The organism is Sphingomonas sp., assembly GCF_048595155.1.
Lineage (GTDB): Bacteria > Pseudomonadota > Alphaproteobacteria > Sphingomonadales > Sphingomonadaceae > Sphingomonas_I.
Map to the genome: position 1 here is coordinate 17,514 of NZ_JBMDXN010000018.1, position 23,010 is coordinate 40,523.

The 23,010-nt window shown below is 63.4% G+C and carries 19 protein-coding genes; 8 read left to right on the plus strand and 11 right to left on the minus strand.

Features of this window, described 5'->3' with window-relative positions; translation table 11 throughout:
* Window positions 1-133: 133 nt before the first annotated feature.
* Window positions 134-937, plus strand: a complete 804-nt coding sequence (locus ACOJSI_RS03530) for a TorF family putative porin (protein WP_420136879.1) — start codon at window positions 134-136, stop codon at window positions 935-937.
* 61 nt (window positions 938-998) lie between these two features.
* Here the strand turns inward: ACOJSI_RS03530 and bglX are convergent, their stop codons facing one another.
* The 5 genes from bglX to ACOJSI_RS03555 form a co-directional block, all read right to left on the minus strand.
* On the minus strand, window positions 999-3,329 hold the full coding sequence (gene bglX, locus ACOJSI_RS03535; protein ID WP_420136880.1) for a beta-glucosidase BglX: 2,331 nt from the start codon (window positions 3,327-3,329) through the stop codon (window positions 999-1,001).
* Window positions 3,330-3,390: 61 nt separating this feature from the next.
* Window positions 3,391-4,428 (minus strand): LacI family DNA-binding transcriptional regulator, encoded by a 1,038-nt coding sequence (locus ACOJSI_RS03540; protein ID WP_420136881.1) that lies wholly within the window; start codon window positions 4,426-4,428, stop codon window positions 3,391-3,393.
* A gap of 67 nt (window positions 4,429-4,495) precedes the next feature.
* Window positions 4,496-5,248 (minus strand): hypothetical protein, encoded by a 753-nt coding sequence (locus tag ACOJSI_RS03545; protein WP_420136882.1) that lies wholly within the window; start codon window positions 5,246-5,248, stop codon window positions 4,496-4,498.
* A 122-nt stretch (window positions 5,249-5,370) separates the two neighbouring features.
* Window positions 5,371-6,162 carry an SDR family oxidoreductase gene (locus ACOJSI_RS03550; RefSeq protein ID WP_420136883.1) on the minus strand — a complete coding sequence of 264 codons (792 nt, stop codon included), beginning with the start codon at window positions 6,160-6,162 and terminating at the stop codon, window positions 5,371-5,373.
* Window positions 6,159-6,479, minus strand: a complete 321-nt coding sequence (locus tag ACOJSI_RS03555) for a hypothetical protein (protein WP_420136884.1) — start codon at window positions 6,477-6,479, stop codon at window positions 6,159-6,161. The genes ACOJSI_RS03550 and ACOJSI_RS03555 overlap by 4 nt, the downstream gene beginning before the upstream one ends.
* Window positions 6,480-6,922: 443 nt before the next feature.
* Between ACOJSI_RS03555 and ACOJSI_RS03560 the strand changes: the two genes are divergently transcribed.
* The 4 genes from ACOJSI_RS03560 to ACOJSI_RS03575 all read left to right on the plus strand — a co-directional run bounded on the left by ACOJSI_RS03560 (window position 6,923) and on the right by ACOJSI_RS03575 (window position 10,150).
* Entirely contained in the window at window positions 6,923-7,375 is a 453-nt protein-coding gene (locus ACOJSI_RS03560; protein ID WP_420136885.1) for a DoxX family protein, read from the plus strand.
* Between the two features lie 466 nt (window positions 7,376-7,841).
* Window positions 7,842-8,903, plus strand: a complete 1,062-nt coding sequence (locus ACOJSI_RS03565; protein WP_420136886.1) for a methyltransferase — start codon at window positions 7,842-7,844, stop codon at window positions 8,901-8,903.
* Between the two features lie 143 nt (window positions 8,904-9,046).
* Entirely contained in the window at window positions 9,047-9,670 is a 624-nt protein-coding gene (locus ACOJSI_RS03570) for a LysE family translocator (protein ID WP_420136887.1), read from the plus strand.
* A gap of 30 nt (window positions 9,671-9,700) precedes the next feature.
* Window positions 9,701-10,150 carry a hypothetical protein gene (locus ACOJSI_RS03575; protein ID WP_420136888.1) on the plus strand — a complete coding sequence of 150 codons (450 nt, stop codon included), beginning with the start codon at window positions 9,701-9,703 and terminating at the stop codon, window positions 10,148-10,150.
* Here ACOJSI_RS03575 and ACOJSI_RS03580 read toward each other — a convergent pair.
* Window positions 10,115-11,383, minus strand: coding sequence for a cytochrome P450 (locus ACOJSI_RS03580; protein WP_420136889.1), 1,269 nt, complete (start codon window positions 11,381-11,383; stop codon window positions 10,115-10,117). The two genes, ACOJSI_RS03575 and ACOJSI_RS03580, sit on opposite strands and share 36 nt — an antisense overlap.
* A gap of 364 nt (window positions 11,384-11,747) precedes the next feature.
* On the opposite strand from ACOJSI_RS03580, the gene ACOJSI_RS03585 reads away from it, so the two are divergent.
* Entirely contained in the window at window positions 11,748-14,135 is a 2,388-nt protein-coding gene (locus ACOJSI_RS03585; RefSeq protein WP_420136890.1) for an ATP-binding protein, read from the plus strand.
* A gap of 31 nt (window positions 14,136-14,166) precedes the next feature.
* On the opposite strand, the gene ACOJSI_RS03590 is transcribed toward ACOJSI_RS03585, so the two are convergent.
* Entirely contained in the window at window positions 14,167-14,919 is a 753-nt protein-coding gene (locus tag ACOJSI_RS03590) for a response regulator (RefSeq protein ID WP_420136891.1), read from the minus strand.
* Window positions 14,920-15,187: 268 nt separating this feature from the next.
* Here ACOJSI_RS03590 and ACOJSI_RS03595 point away from each other — a divergent pair, with 268 nt between their 5' ends.
* Window positions 15,188-16,048: an alpha/beta fold hydrolase gene (locus ACOJSI_RS03595; RefSeq protein ID WP_420136892.1), complete on the plus strand. Its 861-nt coding sequence runs from the start codon at window positions 15,188-15,190 to the stop codon at window positions 16,046-16,048.
* Between the two features lie 29 nt (window positions 16,049-16,077).
* On the opposite strand, the gene ACOJSI_RS03600 is transcribed toward ACOJSI_RS03595, so the two are convergent.
* Together ACOJSI_RS03600 and ACOJSI_RS03605 are read right to left on the minus strand one after the other, a co-directional pair.
* Window positions 16,078-16,854: a winged helix-turn-helix domain-containing protein gene (locus tag ACOJSI_RS03600; RefSeq protein WP_420136893.1), complete on the minus strand. Its 777-nt coding sequence runs from the start codon at window positions 16,852-16,854 to the stop codon at window positions 16,078-16,080.
* Between the two features lie 126 nt (window positions 16,855-16,980).
* The gene (locus ACOJSI_RS03605; RefSeq protein ID WP_420136894.1) at window positions 16,981-18,597 is read right to left on the minus strand and encodes a GMC family oxidoreductase; all 1,617 of its coding nucleotides are present in this window, start codon (window positions 18,595-18,597) and stop codon (window positions 16,981-16,983) included.
* A gap of 305 nt (window positions 18,598-18,902) precedes the next feature.
* Here ACOJSI_RS03605 and ACOJSI_RS03610 point away from each other — a divergent pair, with 305 nt between their 5' ends.
* Window positions 18,903-19,997, plus strand: a complete 1,095-nt coding sequence (locus tag ACOJSI_RS03610; RefSeq protein ID WP_420136895.1) for a GAF domain-containing protein — start codon at window positions 18,903-18,905, stop codon at window positions 19,995-19,997.
* Between the two features lie 265 nt (window positions 19,998-20,262).
* Here ACOJSI_RS03610 and ACOJSI_RS03615 read toward each other — a convergent pair whose 3' ends face one another.
* Entirely contained in the window at window positions 20,263-21,048 is a 786-nt protein-coding gene (locus ACOJSI_RS03615; protein ID WP_420136896.1) for an alpha/beta fold hydrolase, read from the minus strand.
* A gap of 350 nt (window positions 21,049-21,398) precedes the next feature.
* Window positions 21,399-22,697, minus strand: coding sequence for an MFS transporter (locus ACOJSI_RS03620; RefSeq protein WP_420136897.1), 1,299 nt, complete (start codon window positions 22,695-22,697; stop codon window positions 21,399-21,401).
* Window positions 22,698-23,010: the final 313 nt, after the last annotated feature.

Consider the following 23,010-nt stretch of genomic DNA (forward strand, 5'->3'; position numbering starts at 1 on the left):
AAAAGGGATAATAACCGGACGTTTTTGCCGATCACTATCTGCCGCATCCGGTCCGACCGCACAGGCCATCTTCGATGGTACAGGTTCGGCGGGCTGGATGCAGGAGGAGCCACCACCAACAAGGGGTAGCTCCATGAAGAAGACTTTGTTCGCGCTGGCCGCCGGCCTGTGCGCTGCGCCCGGCCTCTGCCAGGAGGCGCCGAAACCGATCACGGTGTCGGGCTCCATCGGGCTGGTGTCCGACTACCGTTTCCGCGGTGTCTCCCAAAGCGACAAGCATATGGCCGTTCAGGGCGGCCTCACCGCGACGCACACGTCCGGCTTCTATGCGGCCGTGTGGGGATCGAACCTCGCCGGCTGGGGGACGTTCGGCGGATCCAATATGGAGTTGGACCTGGTCGGCGGCTTCAAGACGCCGATCGGCGGGGGTGCGCTGGATGTCGGTCTGACCTGGTATATGTATCCGGGCGGCGCATCGAACACCGACTTCGCCGAACCTTATGCCAAGCTGTCCGGCACCGCCGGCCCGCTCAACCTGCTCGCGGGTGTCGCCTATGCCCCCAAGCAGGAGGCGCTCGGCAATTTCTCCAACACGCCGAACAGCCGCGGCCAGAAGAAGGACAATCTCTATCTGTGGGGTGACGCCAATGCCGGCATCCCGGGCACGCCGATTACGGCTAAAGCCCATATCGGCTATTCGCACGGTAACCCGGGGCTCGGCCCGAACGGTACCAGTGTCGCCCCGACCGGCGAATATTTCGACTGGCTGATCGGCGCCGATTATGTGCTGGGGCCGGTGGTGCTGGGCATCGCTTATGTCGACACCGACATCACCAAGCGCGAATCCGCCTATCTGCTGCCGAATTTCAGCTCGAATAAGAATGGCAGCTCGATTGCCTCAAGCCGCATCGTCTTCTCGGTCGGTGCGTCCTTCTAACGGGTAGGGGGCGAGGCGGATCATGCACAGCGGGGGCCGTGCATGATCCGCCTCAAGGCCGTCAGGGCTTCTTGACGTCGAACGTCGCGGCCAGCGTTGCCGCCGAGCTGTCGCCTGCCCAGACATCGAAGGTCGTCTCATCCTGAACCCAGGTGCCGCTCGATGCGGTCCAGTAGCGTAGCTCTTCGGGGGACAAGGTGAAGCGGATCGAGCGCGTTTCGCCCGGCTTCAGCGTCACCCGCTGAAACCCTTTCAACTCGCGGACAGGCCGCGCCGAACTGCCAAAGCGCTGATGGATATAGAGCTGCGCGACATCGTCGGCCGTGCGCTGGCCGGTGTTGGTCATGTCGACGGTAACATCCACGCTTTCGCCGGGCGCGATGCTGGGCCGCGCCACCTTGAGGTTGCTGAACGAGAAGCTGGAATAGCTCAGGCCATAGCCGAACGGGAAAAGCGGCGAATTAGGCTCGTTCCAATAACGCTTCTCGGCGTTGGCGGGCTGATGGGACGTCAGGTGGGCATAGGTCAGCGGGATCTGGCCGATGTCGCGCGCCCAGGTGAAGGGCAGCTTGCCGCCCGGAACAGCGTCGCCGAACAACAGGTTCGCAACCGCGGTGCCGCCCTGCGTTCCCGGATACCAGATGTTCATCAGCGCCGTGGGCTTGCTGCCCTTCATATCGATCGGGCGCGCGCTCATCAGCAGGACGACCACCGGCTTGCCGGTGGCGATGACCGCGTCGAGCAATTCCTGCTGCCGACCCGGCAAGTCCAGCGATGAGCGGGATGCGAATTCGCCGATCATGTTCTGCGCTTCGCCCAGGACCAGCACCGCGACATCGGCTGACCTGGCCAGCGCGACCGCCCGTGGGATTTCGGTCGCGTCGTCAATATCGGGGCGCGGCGCCGCCTTGCCGACGCCTGCATCGAAGATGGAGGGGAAGAGACGCGCCGGCATGGTCACGCCGGGGGCGTAGTCGACGCGAATATCGCGGCCGGCCTTGGCCTTGATGCCGGCCAGTACCGTTACCGTCTCCTTGTCGTCCTGCGCGAATACCCACGGTCCAACCGTGTCGCGCGCGGCATCGGCGAGTGGGCCGATAACGGCGAGGGATTTAACGCGCGTGCGATCAAACGGCAGCAGCTTGTCGTCGTTGATCAGCAGCACGGCCGAGCGCTCCGCCGCGATCCGCGCGGTTTCGCGATGGGCAGGATCGGCAAGGATACGCGCCGACTTCCCGGCATCGGCATAGGGATGTTCGAACAGGCCCATGCGGATCTTGGTTTCCAGGATCGTCCGTACCGCGCCGTCGAGCTGCGCGGTCGTCACCTTCCCGGCCGCCAATGACGCCGGAAGCGTGCGGTAGGCGGATTCGCCGAACGGCGGCGCCATTTCCATGTCGACACCGGCCGTCAGCGCGCGGACGCCGGCATCGGCATTGTCGCGGGCATAGCCATGCGTCGCGAGATCATGGGCGGCGCCGGCGTCCGTCACGACGAAGCCCTTAAAGCCCCATGTGTCGCGCAGCACCTTGGTCAACAGCCAGTGGTTGCCGGAGGCGGGCACACCGTTGAGGCCCATATAGGCGCTCATGATGTTGCCCGCGCCGGCATCGACCGCCGCCTTGAACGGCTTCAAATAGGTGTTCCACAACTGGTTGTCGGACAGGTCGACCTCGTCATAGTCGCGCCCGCCCAGGGCGGCACCGTAGCCGGCAAAATGCTTAGGCCCGGCGATGATATGATTGGCGGCGCCGATATTGGGGCCCTGGAACCCGCGCACCTGGGCGGCGGCCATCACGGAGCCAAGATAGGCGTCCTCACCGGCGCCTTCGACGATGCGGCCCCAGCGCGGATCGCGGGCAATATCCACCATCGGCGCGAAGGCCCAGTGGATGCCAACCGAACGCGCCTCCGCCGCCGCGACCGCCTGACCCTTTTCGACGAGCTTGGGATCCCATGTGGCCGCCATGGCGATCGGCACCGGCATGATCGTGCGGAGGCCGTGGATGACGTCGAAGCCGAACAGCAGCGGGATTTTGAGGCGGGTTTGCTCGACCGCGATCTTTTGCATCTGGTTGATCTGATCGGGTTCGCTGAGGAACAGCAGCGATCCGGCCCGGCCCGCGCGCACCTCATCCGCCACGCGCTTGGCTTCAGCAGGAACAGGGAAGTCGAAATATTGGGTGAGCTGGCCGGCTTTTTCCTCCGGCGTCATCTGCGCCAGCAACGCGTCTGCCCGGGCACGCACCGCGGCATCCGTCAGCGGTGTTGTTTCGGGAGTGCGTGCAGTGGCAGCGGTGGCAGCGACCAGGGCCAGGCCGATCGCGGCGCCTTGCAGCAGGGTCGGGAATCGTCGGGTCCGGACATGGGACGTAGATGGTACGCGGCGCATCGCTCAGCCTCTCTGTTATTTCTGGTCATGCCAGTGAGAGGTTGGCTAAGTTGGTTTAGCGTTAAACGCAACAGCCGGTCGAAGCACGCTCCACCAGAGCATATTCCAGCACCGTATCGTGCGGCGCGGCATCGGGCGTGTTGACCGCGTCGATCAGGCCGCTCGTCGCCTGTTCGGCCATTTCCGTGATCGGCTGGCGGATCGTCGTGAGGGCCGGAAACAGCTGACGCGAGATCGGCGTGTCATCGAAGCCCACCACTTCCAGCGCTTCGGGAATCCGCAGACCGCGGCTCTGTGCGAGCGAGACGACGCCGCCGGCCATGTCGTCGTTGCTGGCAAAGATGGCGGTCGGCGGTTCCGGCAGATCCAGCAAAGCGCGCGCGCCCTTGATGCCCCCATCGAACAGATAATTGCCGGGGGTCTGCAGGACAGGATCGGTCGCCAGTCCGTGCGCGCGCAGGGCGGCGAGATAGCCCGCACGGCGCAAGGCGCTGCCCGAATGATTATCGGGGCCGGCGATCAGACCGATGCGCTGGTGGCCATGGCGGATGAGCAGTTCGGTAATGGCGAAAGCTGCGGCGCAATCGTCGATCCGCACCGTGCTGACGTCCGGCAGGGCGCCTCCGGTCGCGACCGCGGCGAGCGGGACATTCAGCTCGCCGACGATCGGCCGGCCGCTCAGCAATTCCGCGAAGGGGGGCATCAGCAGCAAGGCATTGGCGCCACTGCGCACGAGCGCCTTGGCGGTGGCGGCGGTGCCGGTGACGGAATAATCGGAGAGGCGGCGGATCATCAGCTGCACGCCGCGAGCCGAGGTCATGTTCAAGGCGCCGATCAACATCGCGCTGACGAACGGGCTCTGCGGTTCGTCGTAGATCAGGCCGACGCGGACGATGCCGGCGCTGGCGAGCCCGCGCGCCGCCACGTTGGGCACATACCCGAGCTGCGCGATGGCGGCACGCACCCGCTCCCGCGTCGCCGCGCCGACCTTGCCGGTGCCGTTGATCACGTTGGATACGGTCATGGCCGACACGCCGGCCTGCTCCGCGACCGACTGAATCGTGATGGCTGTGCCGCGCCGCCGACCGGATCGCGCCATGTTCCTGCTCCGCTCGCCAAAAGGTACGGCATAAGCCCGGATCAGGTGGCCGAATAGCCGTTGTTGCTCAGTGGGTGGCGTCCCGCTGGCCATGATCATTACGGTCGTAAGCATAAGCGAGGTGGACGTGGGTCACCGTGTCCGCGCGCCGTGGGATGTCCTCCGATCGGTGCACAAAGGGCATGCCCGCCTCCTTTCCGAATTCCAGCGGCACCGCACCCGCCCCGCACTGCCAGCGTACGGAAGGCCCGAGATCAGGCAGCCAGGCCGATCGGAGGAGGGCTTCGGCGATGGCCGCCACGTCGACATCGTGCGGCAGCTCGATCTCGCCAGTTACGGGTTGATCAAGTTCGTCGATCGCCGCGATGGGATCCCGCGTGACCTGCAATCGATGCATGGCAACGGACGGCCTTAACCATGGCCAGGCCATGCGGCAGGTTGGGGCGGGCACGGCTTCTTCCAGCAGCGCACCGAAACGATCGCCCACTTGCCGCGGGATTAGCAGGAGGAAGGCGTTTTCCTTGGGAGCAAAGCGGTGCGCCGCGCCGCAACGCGGGCAGCAGGCAGCGAGGATGCGTCTGCTGTGCGTATATCCATCCATCCAATCCTTGCCGATCTGCTCAGCCTTGGATTCGGCCGCTTCCAGCGCGTCGGCACGCGATAGAGCGGCTTCGCCAAGCGGGGCTAAGCACCAACCGCACGGCCACTTCTCTACTAATGCGCGCTTGTGTTGCTCGTCACGGGACCTCTTTCTTGTTTCGAGGGGAAGCCAGATCGGCATGAGCATAAGAGCCAGGATGGCGAGCACCAGCACCGCCACAACGAGCGCGATCTCCTGGAGCGGGTGCCACCATCGTTTGCGCCGTTTCGCCATCATCCGCTCACCTGCCGACGCCTGATAAGGCGCCGGTGCGGGGTGCGGTCAAGGCCGCTGCCGAGCGGTTAGACGGTCGGGACCGTTCCGCCGTCGATCGTGACCTCCGTGCCGTGGATGGCTGCAGCACGGTCCGAGGCGAGAAAGGCGATGAGCTCCGCGACTTCTTCCGGATGCGCCGGCCGGCCGAGCGGGATCCCACCGAGTGCATCGACGATGGTCTGCCGGGCCGCATCCTCGCTGACATGGGAGGTGTCGGCCAGACGCTTCACGAAGGCGTCTGTGGCATCGGTATAGATCCAGCCCGGTGATACGACGTTAACCCGCACCCCCTTGGGTCCAACCTCCTTCGACAAGGCCTTGCTATAGGTCACCAGAGCCGCCTTCGCGGCCGCGTAAGCGGTGGTGGCATCGTGCAGCGGAAGTTTGCGCTGGATCGAGCCCGTGTGAATGACGACGCCGGCACCCGCGTTCACCATGCGCGGCAGCAGCAACCGATCGAGCCTGACGGCGCTCATCAGGTTCAGATCGAGCTCCTGCTGCCACAGGCTGTCGTCGAGCTTGGCATAGCCGCCGCCGGGAGACGAGGAGCCGCCGAGGACATGGACCAGGATGTCGACGCCGCCAAGGCGGTCGAGCGCTGCGGTCGTGAGCGTGGAGGCGCCGTCAGCCGTGCTCAAATCCGCCTGCACGAAATCCTCGTCACGCATGAAGTCGGGTGGGCCGGCCCGCGCGGCGGTGACGACGCGGGCGCCGCCCGCGATGAGGCGCCGATAGGTGGCGGCACCGGTGCCTTTCGTTCCAGCGGTAAGGACGACGCGTTTGCCGCGAAACTCCTGCGGGTCGATGTTCGTCATCATGCAATCTCCAATTCGGCGATCTGGTCGTCCCGGATCACGAAGTGAAAGGTCAGGAGGGCAGGGCTGCCGGGAAAGTCGCCAGCCACCTCCGCCGTTATGTGATGCTCATTGGCGGCGGACCTGATGGCGCGCGGCGCAGCGATAGCCGAGGCGGTGGGGATCGCCCGTTCGAACCATGCGAAGACTGCTGTCCGGCCTGCATATACGGTGGGCCCGCCACGCACGGCTGCCATGTCAGAGAACGGTTTGCCCGCAATGGCAGGATCTTGCCGGGCATCGTCCGCGCAATTGGTTTGTAAGCGTGCAGGCATGTTCATGACGCACATCCTTTGGTGTTGCGGAGTGCCAGCGAAATAACGCGCCTAATGCGTTGCGATAAGCAGGACGAAATAGAACGAGGCGTTTCGCTTTTCAGGACAATAGGCCTGAACTCTGACGGTTGAAGCTACGGTCCCGGAGTTTCAGGTGTAACCGGGCAGCGCTGCCCCGCAACGCAATCGTTGCTCCACGCCGGCAAACGTCAGGCATGCCTAACGACCCGGACCGTACGGGAGCGGGCCGCCCCGGCGTGTCGAGCTCTCTGATCGACAGCCTCATTCTCTACGCGTGCTCGCATTATCCGAATGCCGGATCGATCGAGCTAGCCGCCCGAATTCACCAGGAAGATACGCGCCGATCGAAACAGCGCGCGGCGTCGCCGAGGACGGCCGCCGACGTGGCTCCGAACCGCCGCGCCGCGATGCCCAGACGGAGCAAGTCTATGTTAAACGTGATCAATCGTTTCCTCCGCTCGCGGCGCGTCGGCATGCTGGCGCGCGCCGCTTTGACCTTTCCCTTCTGGGCAAGCGGGCTGGCGAAACTGTTCGACTTTCAGGCGGGCGCTGCCGAGATGGCGCATTTCGGATTGGAACCCCCCGCGGTCTTCAACGTCGCGACTTTTATCGTGCAGCTTGGCGGATCCTTGCTGATCATCTCCAACCGCCTGGTTTGGCTGGGCGCCGGTGCGCTCGGCACTTTCACCGGGCTGACCATATTTCTCGTGCATCATTTCTGGGACATGACGGACGAGCCATTCCGGACGATCGCCTTCCATACGGCGACGGAGCATATCGGCATGATCGGCGGATTGGTCGCGATCGCAATCCTTGCCGCCGGTAATTCGCAGAAGGCAGAGCGGCCTGATGCCGCACGGGCAAAATGGATGACGTCCTGACCCGTCTGCGCCCACCGGTGCGCAAGTCGCGCCGATCAACGCGGGTGCGCAAAGGTACGCGATCAACGACCCTGTTCGCGGCATGCACCTGCATCGCCACCTTAGCGGCGACGGCTGTCATCGCTGTGAGTATCGCGATAAGCCTGGTGCTTCATCTGCAAGCGCATCCGGTCCGCTTCGATCTGTGTCGCTATTTGCGTCCGGAGCATCGCGGCGCGGTCGATCAACAGGCCGCCTATGGCTTGGCGCAGCGTTATTGTGCGGGCCGCGGAGATCTGCTCCGATCACATCGTTGAGCCAGCGCGACCAACGGTCCGCGCCGAGGGCTTAGAGGAATATGCCGACCACGTCGCGCAACTATCTTCCGCCGGCATAGCAATTGTAACCGGCCGTCGGGGTGCTGAAGCCGCGCCGTAGCGTCAGCGGCGCCATCCTTCCCGCAGATGTGGATTGCAGGGAGCGTAAGGTGGACCAGAAACGTGCCGATTTCGGTCTGCCCCGTCGCTTCCGACCGGACCGAGGAGCCGAACTGGCGGCAAGCAACGATCCGGCCGCGCAGCCGATCGCCGACGTTTATCTGGCAATGATGCATGCTTCTGCAGTGATCACGGCAGCGCGCCTTGGCCTGTTTGAAGCTCTTGCAGACGGGCCCATGACGATAGAAGCGCTCGCGCGGGCATTGGATGCGAGCCAGACCGGTGTCGCGCGGCTCAGCGACTTCCTGGTCGAAGCCGCTATGCTCGAACGGCGGGGTGACGTGCTGGTTAATGCGCCGGACACGGCGCGCTGGTTCACCAGCAGGGGAAAGGTGGATTACACCCCTGGCCTCGTCTGGAGCGCCGATGCCTGGTCGATCATGCTGGATTTGCCGGACGCGGTAAGGCGCGGCGAACCGGCCCGGTCCTTGTGGGACAGGATGCGCGACGAGCCGGCACTGGGAACGCGCTTCGCGCGCTACATGCGCGCCTTTGCGCAGGACCTATCGCCGGATCTGCTGCACCTAATAGACGTACCGCACGAGGCAAAGCGCCTGCTGGATCTGGGCGGATCGCATGGTTTGCACACATTGGCGCTGTGTCGTCGCTATCGCCAGCTGAGCGGCCTGATCATCGATCTCGAAAGCGCGCTGGACGGCACCGAAACGCGCATCCGGGATGCTGGGTTGGAAGGCCGTATCGCGGTGCATGCTGCGGATGTGCGGGCGTGCGACTGGGGGGAGGGCTATGACATCGCACTATATCTGTCCGTTGCCCACAATATGCACGCGGATGAGAATGAACGCATCTTTACGCATCTGGCCAAGGTGATCCGGCCCGGAGGCCAGTTGATCGTCCATGACTATCCGCACGAGACGACACCCAGCCTGTTCGGCAGCGCCTTTGCGCTAACGCTTTTGGTCGAGACAGGCACACGTACTTACAGTTACGAAGAATTCACGAGGATGTTGGTACGCGCCGGCTTCTCAGCGGTGCGTCATCATATTCTTTCGCCGGCGGACAAGGGCACGATCATCATCGCCAGACGGTGACGGCAAGGTCGGCATGGATAACCGATCCTCCGTTACAGGTGCAGCGTAGACGGGCCCGCACCGCAGCCAAGCTGCAACGGAGCCGGTGGCATTGTCTGCGAACCTAAAGGGCGTCGGACGGACGCCCGTCGCGAGATGATGAAATGCTTCCCGATACTCTGCCAGCATTTCTGCTGACGGCAACGATATTGACGATGGTTCCGGGGCTGGACACCGCCGTGGTTCTGCGGACGGCGGCCATGGACGGGCCGCGCGCCGGGGTCGGCAGCGCAATGGGAATTGCTCTGGGCTGCCTGTGCTGGGGCGCCGCTGCCGCATTCGGGCTGGCCGCGCTGCTCGAAAGCTGGCCGCTCGCGTTTGATCTGCTGCGCCTCTCCGGCGGCGCCTACCTTGCATGGTTGGGCGCGAAATTCCTGTTGCGGCTGCGACTGTCGATCTCCGTCGAGCGCTTGAGCGATAGCGCGGGGACGATATCGGGCGCGATCCGCCGTGGCTTCACCACCAACATTCTCAACCCGAAAGTCGGTGCTTTCTATCTGACCCTATTGCCGCAGTTCGTGCCGAGTGGACCATCCAGCGGGGCTCAGGCCTGTTCGCTGGCAGCAAGCCACAGCCTGATCGTAATCGGCTGGTTTTCCCTGCTGGCCGTGTTCACGGGCGTCGTCCGCCCGTGGTTGCAGCGCCCCGCGGTGGTGCGGATGCTCGATCGGACGACCGGCGGGATCCTTATGATGCTGGGCGTCCAGCTCGTCGGGCTGCGTTCATGACCCCGGCCAGGCCCATTGTGGAGGCGGACCATGACTAGCCGGATGCTCGGCCGAGGCGTGGTCGCACTGGTTGCGGCAACCTTGCTGCTGGACGGGATCTTCCAGCTCCAGCTGCCGGGCTTTCCAGCCGAGACGCTCACGACGGCAGGGCTTATACCGGATGCAAGCCTGCCGGTGCTGCTGGCGGTCCTCGGCGGTGTAGCGTTGCTGATGGTCCATGAAGTTGCTCCAGTCGGGGCGCTCTCAACCACCGCCATGCTGGGCTATCGGATTGGGCAAGGCGCGGCCGCGTCGATCCAACTCGGCTGCGTCATCCTCGGCCTGGCGATGTGGCTGGGGATCGCGCTTCACCATCCAGCGGTCGGGGCTTTGTTTCATCGACGCGGTCGCCCCGATCCTTCCGTCCGCAGCTCACAAGCGCGCCCTGGGCGCAAACCGGGCGGATCAGGAATGTCGGTGGGGGATGCGCACCAGGAGTGATGAATAGCCGTGGGTGAAGGTCGAAAAGGATCGTTCCGGCTCATGCAGAACATTGATCCGCGGAAAGCGCGTCAGGATTTCCTCCCACAAGATGCGGATCTGCAGATCCGCCAGACGCGCACCGACGCAGCGATGAATGCCGGCACCGAATGACAGATGCCGGCGCGCATTGGCCCGATCAATCCGGAAGTCTTCGGCGTCCGCGAAAATCTCCTCATCATGATTGGCCGATAGGTACCACAGGATCACCTTGTCGCCTTTGGCGATGGGCTGGCCGCCCAGAACGACATCCCGCATCGCAGTGCGGCGCATATGAGCGATCGGCGTTTGCCAACGTAGAATCTCCGGCACCAAGTTGGCGAGGCGTTTGGGATCGGCGTCCAGTTTCTGCCGCTCCCGAGGAAAGCGATCGAGCGCGAGGACGCTGGCGGTGATGCTGTTGCGGGTCGTGTCATTGCCGCCCACGATCAGGAGCAGCAGGTTGCCGTGCAATTCGTCTGGCGACAGCTCCCGCGTTTCGACGCCGCCGGCGATCATGGACAGCAGATCGTTGCCCGCCGGCGCGCGCAAACGCGCCTGCCAGATCTGGTCAAACGCATCGAAACATTCCTGCATCACCGCCAGCTTCTGCTCGATCGTCGGACAAGCGGGACTGCCGGGAAGTGCGACCATTGCGTCCGACCAGCGGATCAGGTCCCGCGCCCGTTCATGGGGGTAGCCCAGCAGCAAGGCCAAGGTGCGCGCCGTGAGTTCAATCGAGACGCGGTCGACCCAATCGAAGGTAGTCCCGATGGGAAGGCCGTCCAATATCTCCCGCGACCACGTGCGCAAGGATTGCGTCATCTCGCCGAGCCGTTGCGGCGAGAAAGCGGGTGCGATCACCTTGCGCTGTTCACCATGGCGCGGCGGATCCATCGCAATGAACGACGGAAGAAATTGCGGATCGTCCGGATGCGACGTGAGCGTGATTCCGCCATTGAGATGGTCGGACGAAAAGGTATCGGTATCGAGTTCGATCATCTCGATATCCCGATGGCGCGTCACCGACCAATAAGAGGCGTATTCCCCATCCGCGCAATAATGAACGGGCGCCTCATGGCGTAAACGCCGAAGATAGCGTGGCGCATAGCCACGCTGAAATAATTGCGGTCGCGCGACGTCAAGCTGATCGATTGGCAGACTGGCCAGCTCATCCTCGTAATCGGTTGAGCTTTCCTGCTTTGCACCATCCATTCCGCACGTCCCGGTAATTGGAACACCGGGGTGTCGCGGCCGAGCTGCTTGATGATTGCAGTTGGATACGGCAATATTACGGCCGAAACGAAGTGCGGAATCCGTGACGTGCCTGCTGGCAACGCGAATTAACGGCGCTCGGGCTACAATTGAAATAGTATCGATCGCGGCCGCAATGTCCTCGCAATGCGCGGGCCGCACGTCCATTGAGACTTCTTGCGACCGGGGTTCAAATGCACACGCACCAGCTTTGCAGTTCAGATGGCCTCGCTGCGCAGTTCCACGGACGCGGCCGTCCTCGTCGCGAAAGCAGCCTTCATCCAGGCGGCGGGCGGCGCGTCCCGCCCCATGCGCCGTCCTCCTGATGCGGTGGCTGCCAGTCCTTCGGCTCGCCGGCGTTGCCACGCTGCTTGCCACCTTGATCGTCGCCGCCCTTGCCTTCAACATGATGGGCGACAATCGTCGCTACGCCAGCCGCGCCAGCAACGGCATCATGATGTATTCGCTGGCCGAGCGAACGCTGCAGGTCGATCTGCTGACGGCGCGCGCTGGCATGCTACGCAGTTACGAACCGGTAGATGCGGATCTGGTCGCGGCCGAAGAGAGTCTCTCCGGTCTCGGCAAATTGCCGATGCCTTCATCGGCAAGGCAGGCGCTGGCGGGCGTCGCGGCAGCCGCCGCTCGCCAGGAAGTCCTGGTGCAGCAGTTCAAGCACCGCAACAGGCTTTTGCAGCGAGCGCTCACTCAATTTGCTGCCAACGATGATGCGAAGATAGACCAGAACAATATTCTGTCCGCCTGGATCCTGAGGCTCACGCTCGACACGAGCAAGCCAACGGTGCTCGGCGCGCAATCTGCGCTGGATGCTCTACCGCGCGCGCGCCCCGGTACGGCCGACGCAGCACTCGTCACGCATGCGCGACGGCTGGTGGAGATCTTGCCCGAAATCGATAGGCTGCTGAACGCCATCCGCGGGATGGATATGGAAAAGCGGGTCAGGCAGTTTCAGATGCTGATCCGCGAAGAGGTTCGCAATCGCGAGAGTGCGCTGCGCCGTCTTCAGATATGCTTCGGCTTTCTGATCACCCTTCTGACGGCAATCGTGACCGCGATGATATTGGTGCAGCGCCAGCATACGCGGGAACTGCAAAGCCAGGCAGACAATGAACGGTTAAGCGCGGCCATCGCGATGCCCCTGATCGACACCGGCCACGAAACATTCGAGGCGCGCGTGCAGGATGCGGTGAACCGCCTTGCTTTCTACCTTCGTGCCAAACGCCTCCGCCTGATGATTCCCGGCATTGCGGCGCCTGTGCACTTTTCCGCACCCCACGTGGACGACGAACAGGAGTGGTTCTGCCAGCTGGTGCGTGTCGCGGATGCAAACAGCGCCTGGGCAGGCGACCGGGTGATGGCGTCGACACGGGGAAATCGGGGGCATCCGGCCGTCATCGAAGCGATGCGCACCGTCGGCGTCAGCGATCTGGTCTTGCTGAGAACGGTCGAGCCCCACCGGCTCATCATCGGCTTCGAACCGAGTGGCGCGGCCTTTGCACAACGTCGCGATCATATGGCGGGGCTTGCCTCCGCACTCGTCGCGATTGCGCATGGTGCGCGCCGCGAAGCGATGCAGCAGGAGCGCGAACGGCTTGAAAAGAAAGTCGCGCGCGCCGGTCGGATGGAGATTATCGGCGTGATGGCGAGCGGCGTCGCGCACAATTTCAATAACATCATCTGCGCGATTGGCGGGTATGCCGAAATGGGCCAGGAGCGCACGCGCAAAGGATCGCCAGCGTACCGGCATTTTGGCGAGATACTGCACGCCGTCGGCCGTGCCCGTAATCTCGTCGACGAGATACTGAACTTCGCCAAGCAGGGACGATCGCAGAAACGCCCAGCCGATCTGCTGGATATCCTGAGAGAGAGCGTTCAGCTCGTGTCGGCATCCGCACGTCAGAACCAGATCCGGCTGCTGACGTCAGAGGGAAGCTTCCCCGTCATCGGCGCGGCCAGCGAACTTCAGCAGGTGTTCCTCAACATCTGCAACAACGCCGTTCATGCGGGCGACGGAGAGACGGTGACGATCGAGGCAGGGCGGGTGAACCTGGTGCAGCGACGCCGCCTCAGTCACGGCATGCTTCCCTCGGGCCAATATGTCGTTGTCTCCGTCACCGACCGGGGGCCTGGCATCGCCGCGTCCGCGCGCTGCCGTTTGTTCGAACCTTTCTTCACCACGAAACTCGGCGGAACTGGCCTGGGCCTTTCAACGGCCTGGGAGATCGTTCAGGATCACGGTGGTTCGATCGATGTCGAAAACATCAATCCCGGCGCGCGCTTCTCAGTCTGGCTGCCGGAGCGAGCCGGAACCGACGATTATGCGATAGCGGGCGATGGGGCGCGGATATTGTTGCTGGCCCAATCGGAGCAGCTTGCCGAAGAAGAGGAGTTGCTGGCGGAGCTTGGGTACGAACCGATCGGCTTTCCGCTGTCTACCGGCATCGCGGCGATGAGCCAGGCGCTGAAGGACTGCGACGGCGCTCTTATCACGTCGTTCAACACCGAGATCGCGCTCAAGTCGGCCGAGCTGTTGTCGGCGCCTATGGCTGGTCGCCCGATGCTCGTGGCGACGCCGGAAGCCCAGTTGTTGCGAAGCCGTATCCGGGCGGCCAAAATCGCCTACCCGCTGAAACGCAAGGAACTCGCCGCGCGGCTACCGGCGGTTATCAGCGGCGCGACGCCAGCCCTTCACTGAAGCCGCGTAGCCGCGACACACGAGCGCGAGCCTACAGCAACTCCACGTCGACGTCGAAACGGTAGCCGAGCCCACGTTCGGTGCGGATCAAGCGGGGTGCCTGCGCATCGTCTTCCAGCTTACGGCGCAGGCGCAAGATCTGCACGTCGATGCTGCGATCGAACACATCTTCGTGAACCCGTGTCGCCTGCAGCAGATGCTCGCGCGACAAGGTGCGGCGCGGCGCCTGGACGAAGGCGCTCAACAGAGCGAAATCGCCCTTGGTCAGGGGTACGATGTCGCCTTTTGGCGAAATGAGCTGCCTGTTACGCTGATCGAACTGCCACCCGGCGAAGCGGAATATCGCGCCACTCTGGCGCGCCGGGCTCAGCCGATCCATCGAGCGGCGCCGCAGCGCGGCACGGACACGGGCCAGCAATTCACGCAACCCGAAAGGCTTGGTCAGATAATCGTCGGCACCTAGCTCCAGCCCGACGACCCGATCAATTTCTTCGCGCCGATTTCCGGTAATCAGAATGACGGGGGTCACGCTCTTGGCACGCAACTCACGCAGGACATCCAGGCCATCATCCTCACCCAGATGCAAATCGAGGATGATCAGATCGGGCTCGCGGCCGACCAAAGCGTGGAAGAGTCCGCGGCGCCCCGATACCGAGGTGGCACGCAGATTATGTTCGGTCAGATAACTGACGATCATCCGCTGCATGGCCGGATCATCATCCACAACCAAAACGCGCGCGGCCTTGGCCTGGAAGGCCACTTCGGACGTGTCGATATAGCTCACTGGATCCTCGCGATCATCCGCCTGACAATGGACCGCGTCCCTATGAGCGGCGGCCTCAATCCAGAATAGTTTGGATCACAGTCGTAACGAAGTTCTTTTGATTTCCGGGGTAACGAGCGGATTTCGCGATGAGTCGAGGCGATCCCGCGCTGAATGTCAGTCGTAACGAGGCCCTGGTCGCGCTGCAAAGGGCAGCCCTGTACGGCCTTCGCAAGCGAAACAAGGCGGACGCTGGGTTGCCGGCCCGCGGGACAGGGACACGGTGAACATGCGCAAGATTCTACTAGGCCTTTCGCTGGTCCTATCAATTCCCGTGTTGGCGCCAGCCGCCCCGCCGCCACAGACCATCCCCGCGGTTGCCGCTCTCCCCAGATTACAGCAGACGGGCTTTGCGCGGCACGCTGGCGCCAATATCTGGTTCGGGAGCGTGGGCAGGGGCAGACCGGTCATTCTGCTTCACGGGGGACTTTCGAGCAGCCGCGGCTGGGGTGGGCAGGTGCCCGCGCTGGTCAAGGCGGGTTATCGCGTCATCCTGATCGATAGCCGTGGCCATGGCCGCAGCACATTGGGCAATCAGCCTCTCAGTTACGAGCTGATGGCGCAAGACGTGGTTGCCGTCATGGACAAGCTCCACCTGGAACGAGCAGCGATCGTAGGATGGAGCGACGGCGCGATCATCGGTCTCATATTGGCGATGCACAATGCGAACCGCGTCGACCGTCTCTATGCGTTCGGCGCCAACATGGACCAGCGGGGCGTTCGTCCTGGTGCGGCCGATGCGCCGATCCTTAAAGTCCTTTTGCCACGATTGGCGGCCGAGCATGCCGCCCTTTCCGGCAATCCCAAGGGCTTTGCTCAACTCCACCAAGCGCTGCAGCCCATGCAGGCCAGCGAGCCCAATTATAAGGCCGCGCAGCTCGCCGCGATCCGCGACGTTCCGATCACCATCGCGGAAGGCGATCACGACGAATTCATTACCGAGGCGCATGCGCACTATCTTGCCCGCGTCATTCCCGGCGCGCGGCTCCAGATATTTCCGAACGGCGGGCATTTTGTGCCGTGGCAACGACCACAGGCCTTCAACCAGGCGGTGCTCGCCTTCCTTCAGCGCAAGGCAGGCGCGCGCTAAACCGGCGCACCTGCCTCGCGCAAGGCGCGCTAGTATAGCGTTTCGACCCGGGCGTCGAAGATGTAGCCAAAGCCCCGTTCCGTCTTGATCAGATCGACCCCGGATGGATGGGTGGCGAGCTTGCGCCGAAGGCGGAGGATCTGAACGTCGATGCTGCGATCGTAAATATCCTCGTGCGTACGGGTTGCGCGCATGAGGTGCAGGCGTGACAGGGGGCGGCAGGGCGCCTCCAGTAAGGCGCTCAGCAACGCATATTCCTTCTTCGTGAGGCCGACGATTTCGCCGGTCGGCGACGTCAATTTGCGGGTTGAGTGGCGTAATTCCCAACCGTGAAAGTGATGCCCGCCGCGTAGTTGGGGCGCGAACAGCCGGCCGAGCTCCTGGCGGCGCAGGATTGCGCGGACACGCGCCAGCAACTCGTCGAGATTGAGAGGGCCGGAGCAGAAATCGTCCGCCCCGAGCTCCAGCCCGATAATGGGTTCGACATGGGTTGGCTGCCCGTCGCGGTAGAGAATGACCGGAACATGCGATCGTTCACGGATCTGGCGTAGGATCTCAAGGCCGCTCAGCTCCCCTAGCCGGGCATTGACGATGATCAGGCTGAGGGGTGGACCCTGCAGGTAGCGACCGACGTCAGGCGCGCCGCAGCCCAGCGCGGTACATGGCTGTGCCGCAAGATAATCGGTGATCAAGCGGCGGGTTGCCGGATCGTCCTCCACGACCAGAAGGCGACCGATCCGGGTGGAGGCGGCGGCCAAGGTTGCCGGACGGACGGCGAATTCGGATTTGGCGATGGCATGGTACATTCCAGCGATCTTTCAGTCTGTCGCGACCATCCTGTCCCGGCGTGCGGCGGACGCCGCAGCGGCAAGGGCAGGATGGCGCAGTTTAAGACAGGTGCCGGATCGAGATCCGGCGTGTCGGAGGAGGCATCACAGCTTGTGCGTGGCGCGGATCATCTCTGCTGCACGCTCACCAATGATCGTGCAGGGCGCCTGCGTGTTGCCGGTGGTGACACGCGGCATGATCGAGCCGTCGGCGATGCGGAGACCATCGATGCCATAGACCTTCAGCGCGCCGTCCACGACGGACATGGCGTCGCGTCCCATCTTGGCGGTGCAGGTCTGGTGCCAGTAGGTGACAGCGGCATCCCGGATATACGCCTTCAGCGCCTCACCCCTAAGGTTGCCCGGCATCACTTCCCGCTTCACCAATGGCCGGAACGCATCGGAATTGCCGAGATCGCGGCACAATTCGACGCACCGGATCGCCGCGACCATATCTTCGGGATCCGACATCATGTTGGCGTCGATTTCGAGTGGTGCGAGCGGATCGTTGCTGCGCAACCGTAGCCGACCACGGCTTTTAGGCTGTGCCAAGCCAGCAAACATGGTCCAGCCATGCTCAGGCAGGCCGAGCGCTGCAGTCCGTTCGCTGGGTACCGGAAATTCGACCTGGCAGAACAGGAAATCCGGAGCCTGCATCTCCGGGCGGCTCTTCCAATAAAGCGTCGCCTCGCTTCCGCTATTCCGGGGCGCAATCGGTTCCTTATACTCCCAGGTGCAGCCGAACGATACATGATCCTGCAGGTTGTTGCCGACGCCGGGCAGATGCTCGACGACCGGAAGACCAACCCGAGACAGCTCGGCTTCGTCACCGATGCCGGAGTGCAGCAGCACCTTGGGGGTCTGCATTGCCCCGAGCGACAGCACGACTTCGGCGTGGGCGTTTACGGTGACGATCCGCCCGTCGCGCACGAGCTCGACGCCAGTCGCGCGCTTACCCTGCAGGATCACGCGGCGCACCAACGTGTCGCTCAGCACGGTGAGGTTGGGACGATCCAACCACGGTGCGACATAGGCGCGGAAGAGCGAGTGCCGCCGCCCGTCGCGCACCAGAACGTCGGTGATCGCCGCGCCGCCAGCGCCTTCCATCATCCGGCCGTTGGGGCTGTCGAAGGTCGGGATGCCGAGTGCCGCCGCCGCATCCAGCAAAGCGTGCGCCACGGGACTGGGGTTGGACGATGGCTGAACCCACACCGGACCCGAACTGCCGCGATAGAGCGGGTCGGGCGCGCCCTGCCAATTTTCGATGCGGCGATAGATATTCAGGACATTGTCATAGCCCCACGCACCATCATCGGCCTCCGTCGCGAAGAAATCCCAATCGTTGCGGTGGCCGCGCGCCCATACGGTGACGTTGACGCTGGATCCTCCACCCAGCGCCTTGCCCATCGACATCGACAGCGTGCGGCCGTTCAGATGCGGGTTGGGCTGGGCCTGGAAACCCCAATCGCGTTCGCTGCCGAGATTGGTGGGCCATAGCGACGGGTTGAGCACCGCTTCGACGTCGTCGCTGCCGCCCGCCTCAACGAGCAGCACTTGAACATCGGGATTTTCGGCCAGGCGACGCGCCACCACGGAACCGGACGTGCCCGCCCCACAGACGATGAAATCGTAAGAGGATTTAAGGTTGGCGGTTAGATCGGCCTGGTTGGCCCGCGCCTTCTGTTGAAAGGCCCGATCGTCCTGCTGGGTTGCGCTCGTCATCGCTTCACTCCTTCCTTTCACTCCGCCGTGATGAGCCGCGCGCACGCGCACCCCTCGGGCGCGCCGATCGAACGAGGACCGAAATGTCGGCATGCATTCGCACGCGGCTTTGGTTTCCCGGTGCATCGCGACCTTCACGAGCAGCGGGGTCGGGACTTGCGGAGCTTCTCGCCGGTCCGGACCAGAGCGGAATATCAAATCTATCAAAGTTAGCAATATTAATAATTTTGTTCAGTGTGATCAGTCTGGTAGACGTTGCGCATCGCCCGCACCGGCGGGCTCCCAATGAATTTTTGCGAGCAGGCATGCCGAACAAGGACATTCTGACGACGGCCGACACGGCCAAATTGCTGGGCGTTTCGATCCGCACGGCGCAATTGCTGATCGAAGGCGGATCGGTACCCTCCTGGAAGACGCCGGGTGGACATCGCCGAGTGTACCGCTCCGACGTTCAGGCTGTGATCGACGGGCGTGGGACGGGAGCAAAGCCTCCATCAGCGACCGTGATCGTGGTCGCGCCCTCGGACAGGTTGGATGGCTATCGCGGTCTCTTCGCCGCTGTGCCGGAATGCGGACTCCAGACGTTCGACGATCTTTATGCCGCCGTATTCGCGATCGCTTCCCTTCGGCCGCATGCCGTGCTGATCGACGTGAGCGACGGCGCCGCGGACAGGCAGGAGTTTTTGCGCAAGCTGGTAGCCAACCCGTCGCTGGGGCACAGCCGGATCCTTGCCATTACAGGCGAGGGAGGAATGCGTGAGGCGCCTTCTGAGCGGGTCGACATGGTCGCAATGCCCGACGCAGCGATCGAGGCGATTCGCACGTCGCTGGCGGATGCGGGCGAGCCCGTCCTGGCGCTTGCCGAGGCGGCTTTTCCGATCGCGTTGAACGAGGGGCAGCGGCTCGTTGCGCTCGAGCGCGCGGGATTGCTGGATACAGCGCCCGAGGAGGCGTTCGATCGGTTGACCTGGTTGGCGGCGGAAACGCTGAAAGCCCCGGTATCCCTGATCGCGATGCTCACCCCCAGCCGCCAATGGTTCAAGTCGCGCGTGGGCTTGTCCTTGGCGGAGACGCCGCGAAGCTGGGCTTTCTGCAACTATACGATCATGCAGAAGGACGTGTTCATGGTGGAAGATCTCGCCAGCGACGCGCGGTTCGCCGAAAACCCGGCGGTCGCGGGGGAGCCCGGCTTTCGTTTCTACGCGGGCTCGCCGATCCTGGACGGAGAAGGCTTCCCGGTCGGATCGCTGTGCGTTCTCGATTATGAAAGCCGCCGCCTTACGGAGCGCGAAGAGCAGGTCTTGTCCTCGCTCGCCGCCTTGGGTTCGGCGGAAGTCCGTCTGCGCAAGACGGAGCAGGAGTTGCGCGATGCGGTGCGCAAATCCCGTCAGACCGGATAGGCGGCCGAGTGCGCCATAAGCGCCCGCGTCAAAGGAAAGGACGCGCCGGCGCAGGGCCTTTGCCCTTTCGCCGACGCGCCTGACGAGCTCTCGAGCCTCCGCCAACCCCTCTATACCTCCTGCAGAAGATGGGCCTTCCGCGGGGGCATCTGGCATAGGTCGATGGCGGTTTGTGTTTCACGGCGGCCCGATGGGTTACAAACGTCACCGCTCCCCACGCGTCGCGCCGGATGTGCGGGCGACGCCATGACGGCGCGCGAGACTATCAGCTAAGCTGTTTCGCGGCGCCATCGATCACGTCGGCGATCGCCTTCGGCTGGGTGATGAAGAGCGAATGGCTCGCGGGTACTTCGGTCACTTTGGCATTGATGCGCTTTGCCATCGCCTGCAGCATGCGCGCGTCGAAGGCCTTGTCCGCCGTGCCGATCACGGCCCAGCTCGGCTTGGTCCGCCAGGCGGCATTTTGAAGCTTTGTGCCGAAAGCCGACATGTTGATGGCGACCTGGGAATCGCGCATGAAGGCGGCGTCGGCATCGTTCACATCGGCGGCGAAACCGGCCTTGAAATTCTCTGCCTTCACGAGCCCAAAGCCGTCACTGCGGGTGTCGAGCACGAATTCGGACGGCGTTTTGTAGCCCTCATATTGCTGGGCCGTTGTCTCGCCCGCGTCGGGGGACAAGGCGGAAACATAGACCAGCCCGGCAACCTTCGGATCGACACCGGCTTCGGTGATGACGGTACCGCCCCAGCTATGGCCAACCAGGATGGCAGGACCATCCTGCTGCGCCAGCGCGCGCTTGGTCGCGGCGACGTCGTCCGCCAGTGACGTGAGCGGATTTTGGACCACGGTGACCTTGTAGCCGCGCTTCGTCAGCTCGTTATAGACACCGCGCCAACCCGATCCATCGGCGAAGGCGCCATGGACAAGCACGACATTCTTCACGGCGCCCGATTTTGTCGACTGTGTCGCCGCCTGGGCGTGCGCACTGGTGCCGGCGATCCCGATCGCGAGGGCAGCAGCGGCGAGAAGCGTTCGGGCAGTGGATGTCATGGCAGTCTCCTTTTGAAACGCGATAATCGAGGCGGGGCCGGCGGCACGCGCGTCGCAGTCATTCCTGATGCGCCGCAAAGTGGGTCGGCATGTGTCGAGCGCCGGCAATGGCATTGCTGCCGCCGCCAGCGCGCATTGGGAAAATGACACTTCCTGCCAAGTTGTCTTTGGAAAGTTATAACACGATGAATTATGATACGGGGTGAAGGCTGCATGGTTAACAATAGATCATCGCGTGCGCATATGATCAAGGCGCGTCACCAACAATTTATAGCTCTCCCCGGACGTTGCGTCTTTCGATGTAAGCAAGACCTACAAATTCGTTTGAATTTACATTCGGTATGACGAGGCTATCCTGCTGTTCTAGAAGCAACACGTGCTTGGGATGGGTCGAAGCGGCGCAGTAACAGGCTTGCTGCCAACCCGATCAGCCCGACCGTGACGACGATCAGGCCGGGCGCGGCCCGCCATCCGCTCGCTGCGATCAGCGCATTGGCCGCGAGTGGCCCAAGGCCGCTCAGAACGGTGAAGCTGATGTTCAGCGACAACCCGACGCCGCTGAACCGCACGCGCGCGGGGAACAGGCCGGCAAGTAAATAGGCGAAGCTGCCATTCGCCCCCGCGGCGGCGAGCGCGAACAGCGGCACGACCAGCATGAGGTTGGCATCCCCGCGTGCCAGCAAGGCGTAGGCGATCGGCGCGGCGACGATCAGAAGCACGGCGGAAATCATCAACAACCGGCGGGCAGGCACGCGATCGGCCCACCAGGAGGCCGCCAGCAGGGACAAGGACATGACCAGCAAAGCCACGTTCATCGCGCGGGCAACCTCTTGCTGCGGATAGCCAAGAATCTGCCCGAGATAGGCCGGCATATGCGCAAAGAGCAGTCCGTTGAACCCGGCCGTGGGGGCCACGATCGCGCAGCCCAGCAGGATTGCGCGTCCGTGCGTTTGAATAACCTCCACCACCGGCCGGCGGGCCGCGGCATGACGGATGTTCAGGAACTCCGTGGTCTCTTCCAGGCTGCGGCGCAGGAAGATGCTCGCAAAACCGAGCACGCCGCCGATGACGAAGGCGAAGCGCCAACCATATTCCAGCAGCGCCGCAGGGCCGAGCCAGGATCCGAGCGACAGATTGACGAACGCCGCGAACAATACGCCGCTGTTGACAAGCGCAAACACCACACCGCTTGCGAGCCCCGGTCGCGATCGGCTGCTCTCGAACACGAAAGTGATTGCGCCGGGCAATTCACCGCCGACGCAGAGGCCCTGCAGAAACCGCAGCAGTACCAGCAAGGCGGTCGCAGTGATCCCCCATGAGGCATAGGTCGGGATTGCGCCCATGCCGAGCGTGCAGAGCGACATGACTGCAATGGTGAGGATGAAGACGGTCTTTCGGCCATAGCGGTCGCCGAAATGGCTGGAGATCATCCCGCCGAGGGGGCGTGCGAGATAACCGATTGCGAACACAGCGAAGGCGAGCGTCAGCGCCAGCGGATCGCCTTTGGGGAAGAAAGCCGCGGCCATGGACTGAGCGAAGATGCCGTAGATGACGAAGTCATAATATTCGAGCGCGCCGCCCAGCGCCGCCAGGAAGATCATCCTACGCTGACGCGAGGCGTCGGGTATGCGCGTTACGGTGGCGGTCATTGCGAGCGCTGCAGATCAACCGGAATCTTTGAGACAGCGCATCTGCATGCCGGCCTAACCTTGCTTGCGATACTGCCGCCAATATTCGTCTGCATTGCCGTGTGTCTCAAACAGGATGTGACCAGCAAAGTCCAAGCCATCCAACCATCCTTCCAAAGATAGGAAATCGAGCAAACACGCTACACTGACGTTCCGAGCGGCCGTCCGAAGCGCATTTTTGCGATCAAGGGAAATGCGAACGGCTGAACTATGACGGCTGTAGCGATATTCTCCCATTCATGCCGCCGAGACCATGCTGCAAGATTTCAGATCT

Coding starts and splice junctions, on each gene's coding strand:
- ACOJSI_RS03570 (WP_420136887.1), top strand. CDS start 9,047: ATGCTTCCCGATACTCTGCCAGCATTTCTGCTGACGGCAACGATATTG.
- ACOJSI_RS03595 (WP_420136892.1), top strand. CDS start 15,188: ATGCGCAAGATTCTACTAGGCCTTTCGCTGGTCCTATCAATTCCCGTG.
- ACOJSI_RS03575 (WP_420136888.1), top strand. CDS start 9,701: ATGACTAGCCGGATGCTCGGCCGAGGCGTGGTCGCACTGGTTGCGGCA.
- ACOJSI_RS03600 (WP_420136893.1), bottom strand. CDS start 16,854: ATGTACCATGCCATCGCCAAATCCGAATTCGCCGTCCGTCCGGCAACC.
- ACOJSI_RS03540 (WP_420136881.1), bottom strand. CDS start 4,428: ATGGCGCGATCCGGTCGGCGGCGCGGCACAGCCATCACGATTCAGTCG.
- ACOJSI_RS03605 (WP_420136894.1), bottom strand. CDS start 18,597: ATGACGAGCGCAACCCAGCAGGACGATCGGGCCTTTCAACAGAAGGCG.
- ACOJSI_RS03620 (WP_420136897.1), bottom strand. CDS start 22,697: ATGACCGCCACCGTAACGCGCATACCCGACGCCTCGCGTCAGCGTAGG.
- ACOJSI_RS03550 (WP_420136883.1), bottom strand. CDS start 6,162: ATGATGACGAACATCGACCCGCAGGAGTTTCGCGGCAAACGCGTCGTC.
- bglX (WP_420136880.1), bottom strand. CDS start 3,329: ATGCGCCGCGTACCATCTACGTCCCATGTCCGGACCCGACGATTCCCG.
- ACOJSI_RS03580 (WP_420136889.1), bottom strand. CDS start 11,383: ATGGATGGTGCAAAGCAGGAAAGCTCAACCGATTACGAGGATGAGCTG.
- ACOJSI_RS03555 (WP_420136884.1), bottom strand. CDS start 6,479: ATGAACATGCCTGCACGCTTACAAACCAATTGCGCGGACGATGCCCGG.
- ACOJSI_RS03610 (WP_420136895.1), top strand. CDS start 18,903: ATGCCGAACAAGGACATTCTGACGACGGCCGACACGGCCAAATTGCTG.
- ACOJSI_RS03585 (WP_420136890.1), top strand. CDS start 11,748: ATGCGGTGGCTGCCAGTCCTTCGGCTCGCCGGCGTTGCCACGCTGCTT.
- ACOJSI_RS03615 (WP_420136896.1), bottom strand. CDS start 21,048: ATGACATCCACTGCCCGAACGCTTCTCGCCGCTGCTGCCCTCGCGATC.
- ACOJSI_RS03560 (WP_420136885.1), top strand. CDS start 6,923: ATGTTAAACGTGATCAATCGTTTCCTCCGCTCGCGGCGCGTCGGCATG.
- ACOJSI_RS03530 (WP_420136879.1), top strand. CDS start 134: ATGAAGAAGACTTTGTTCGCGCTGGCCGCCGGCCTGTGCGCTGCGCCC.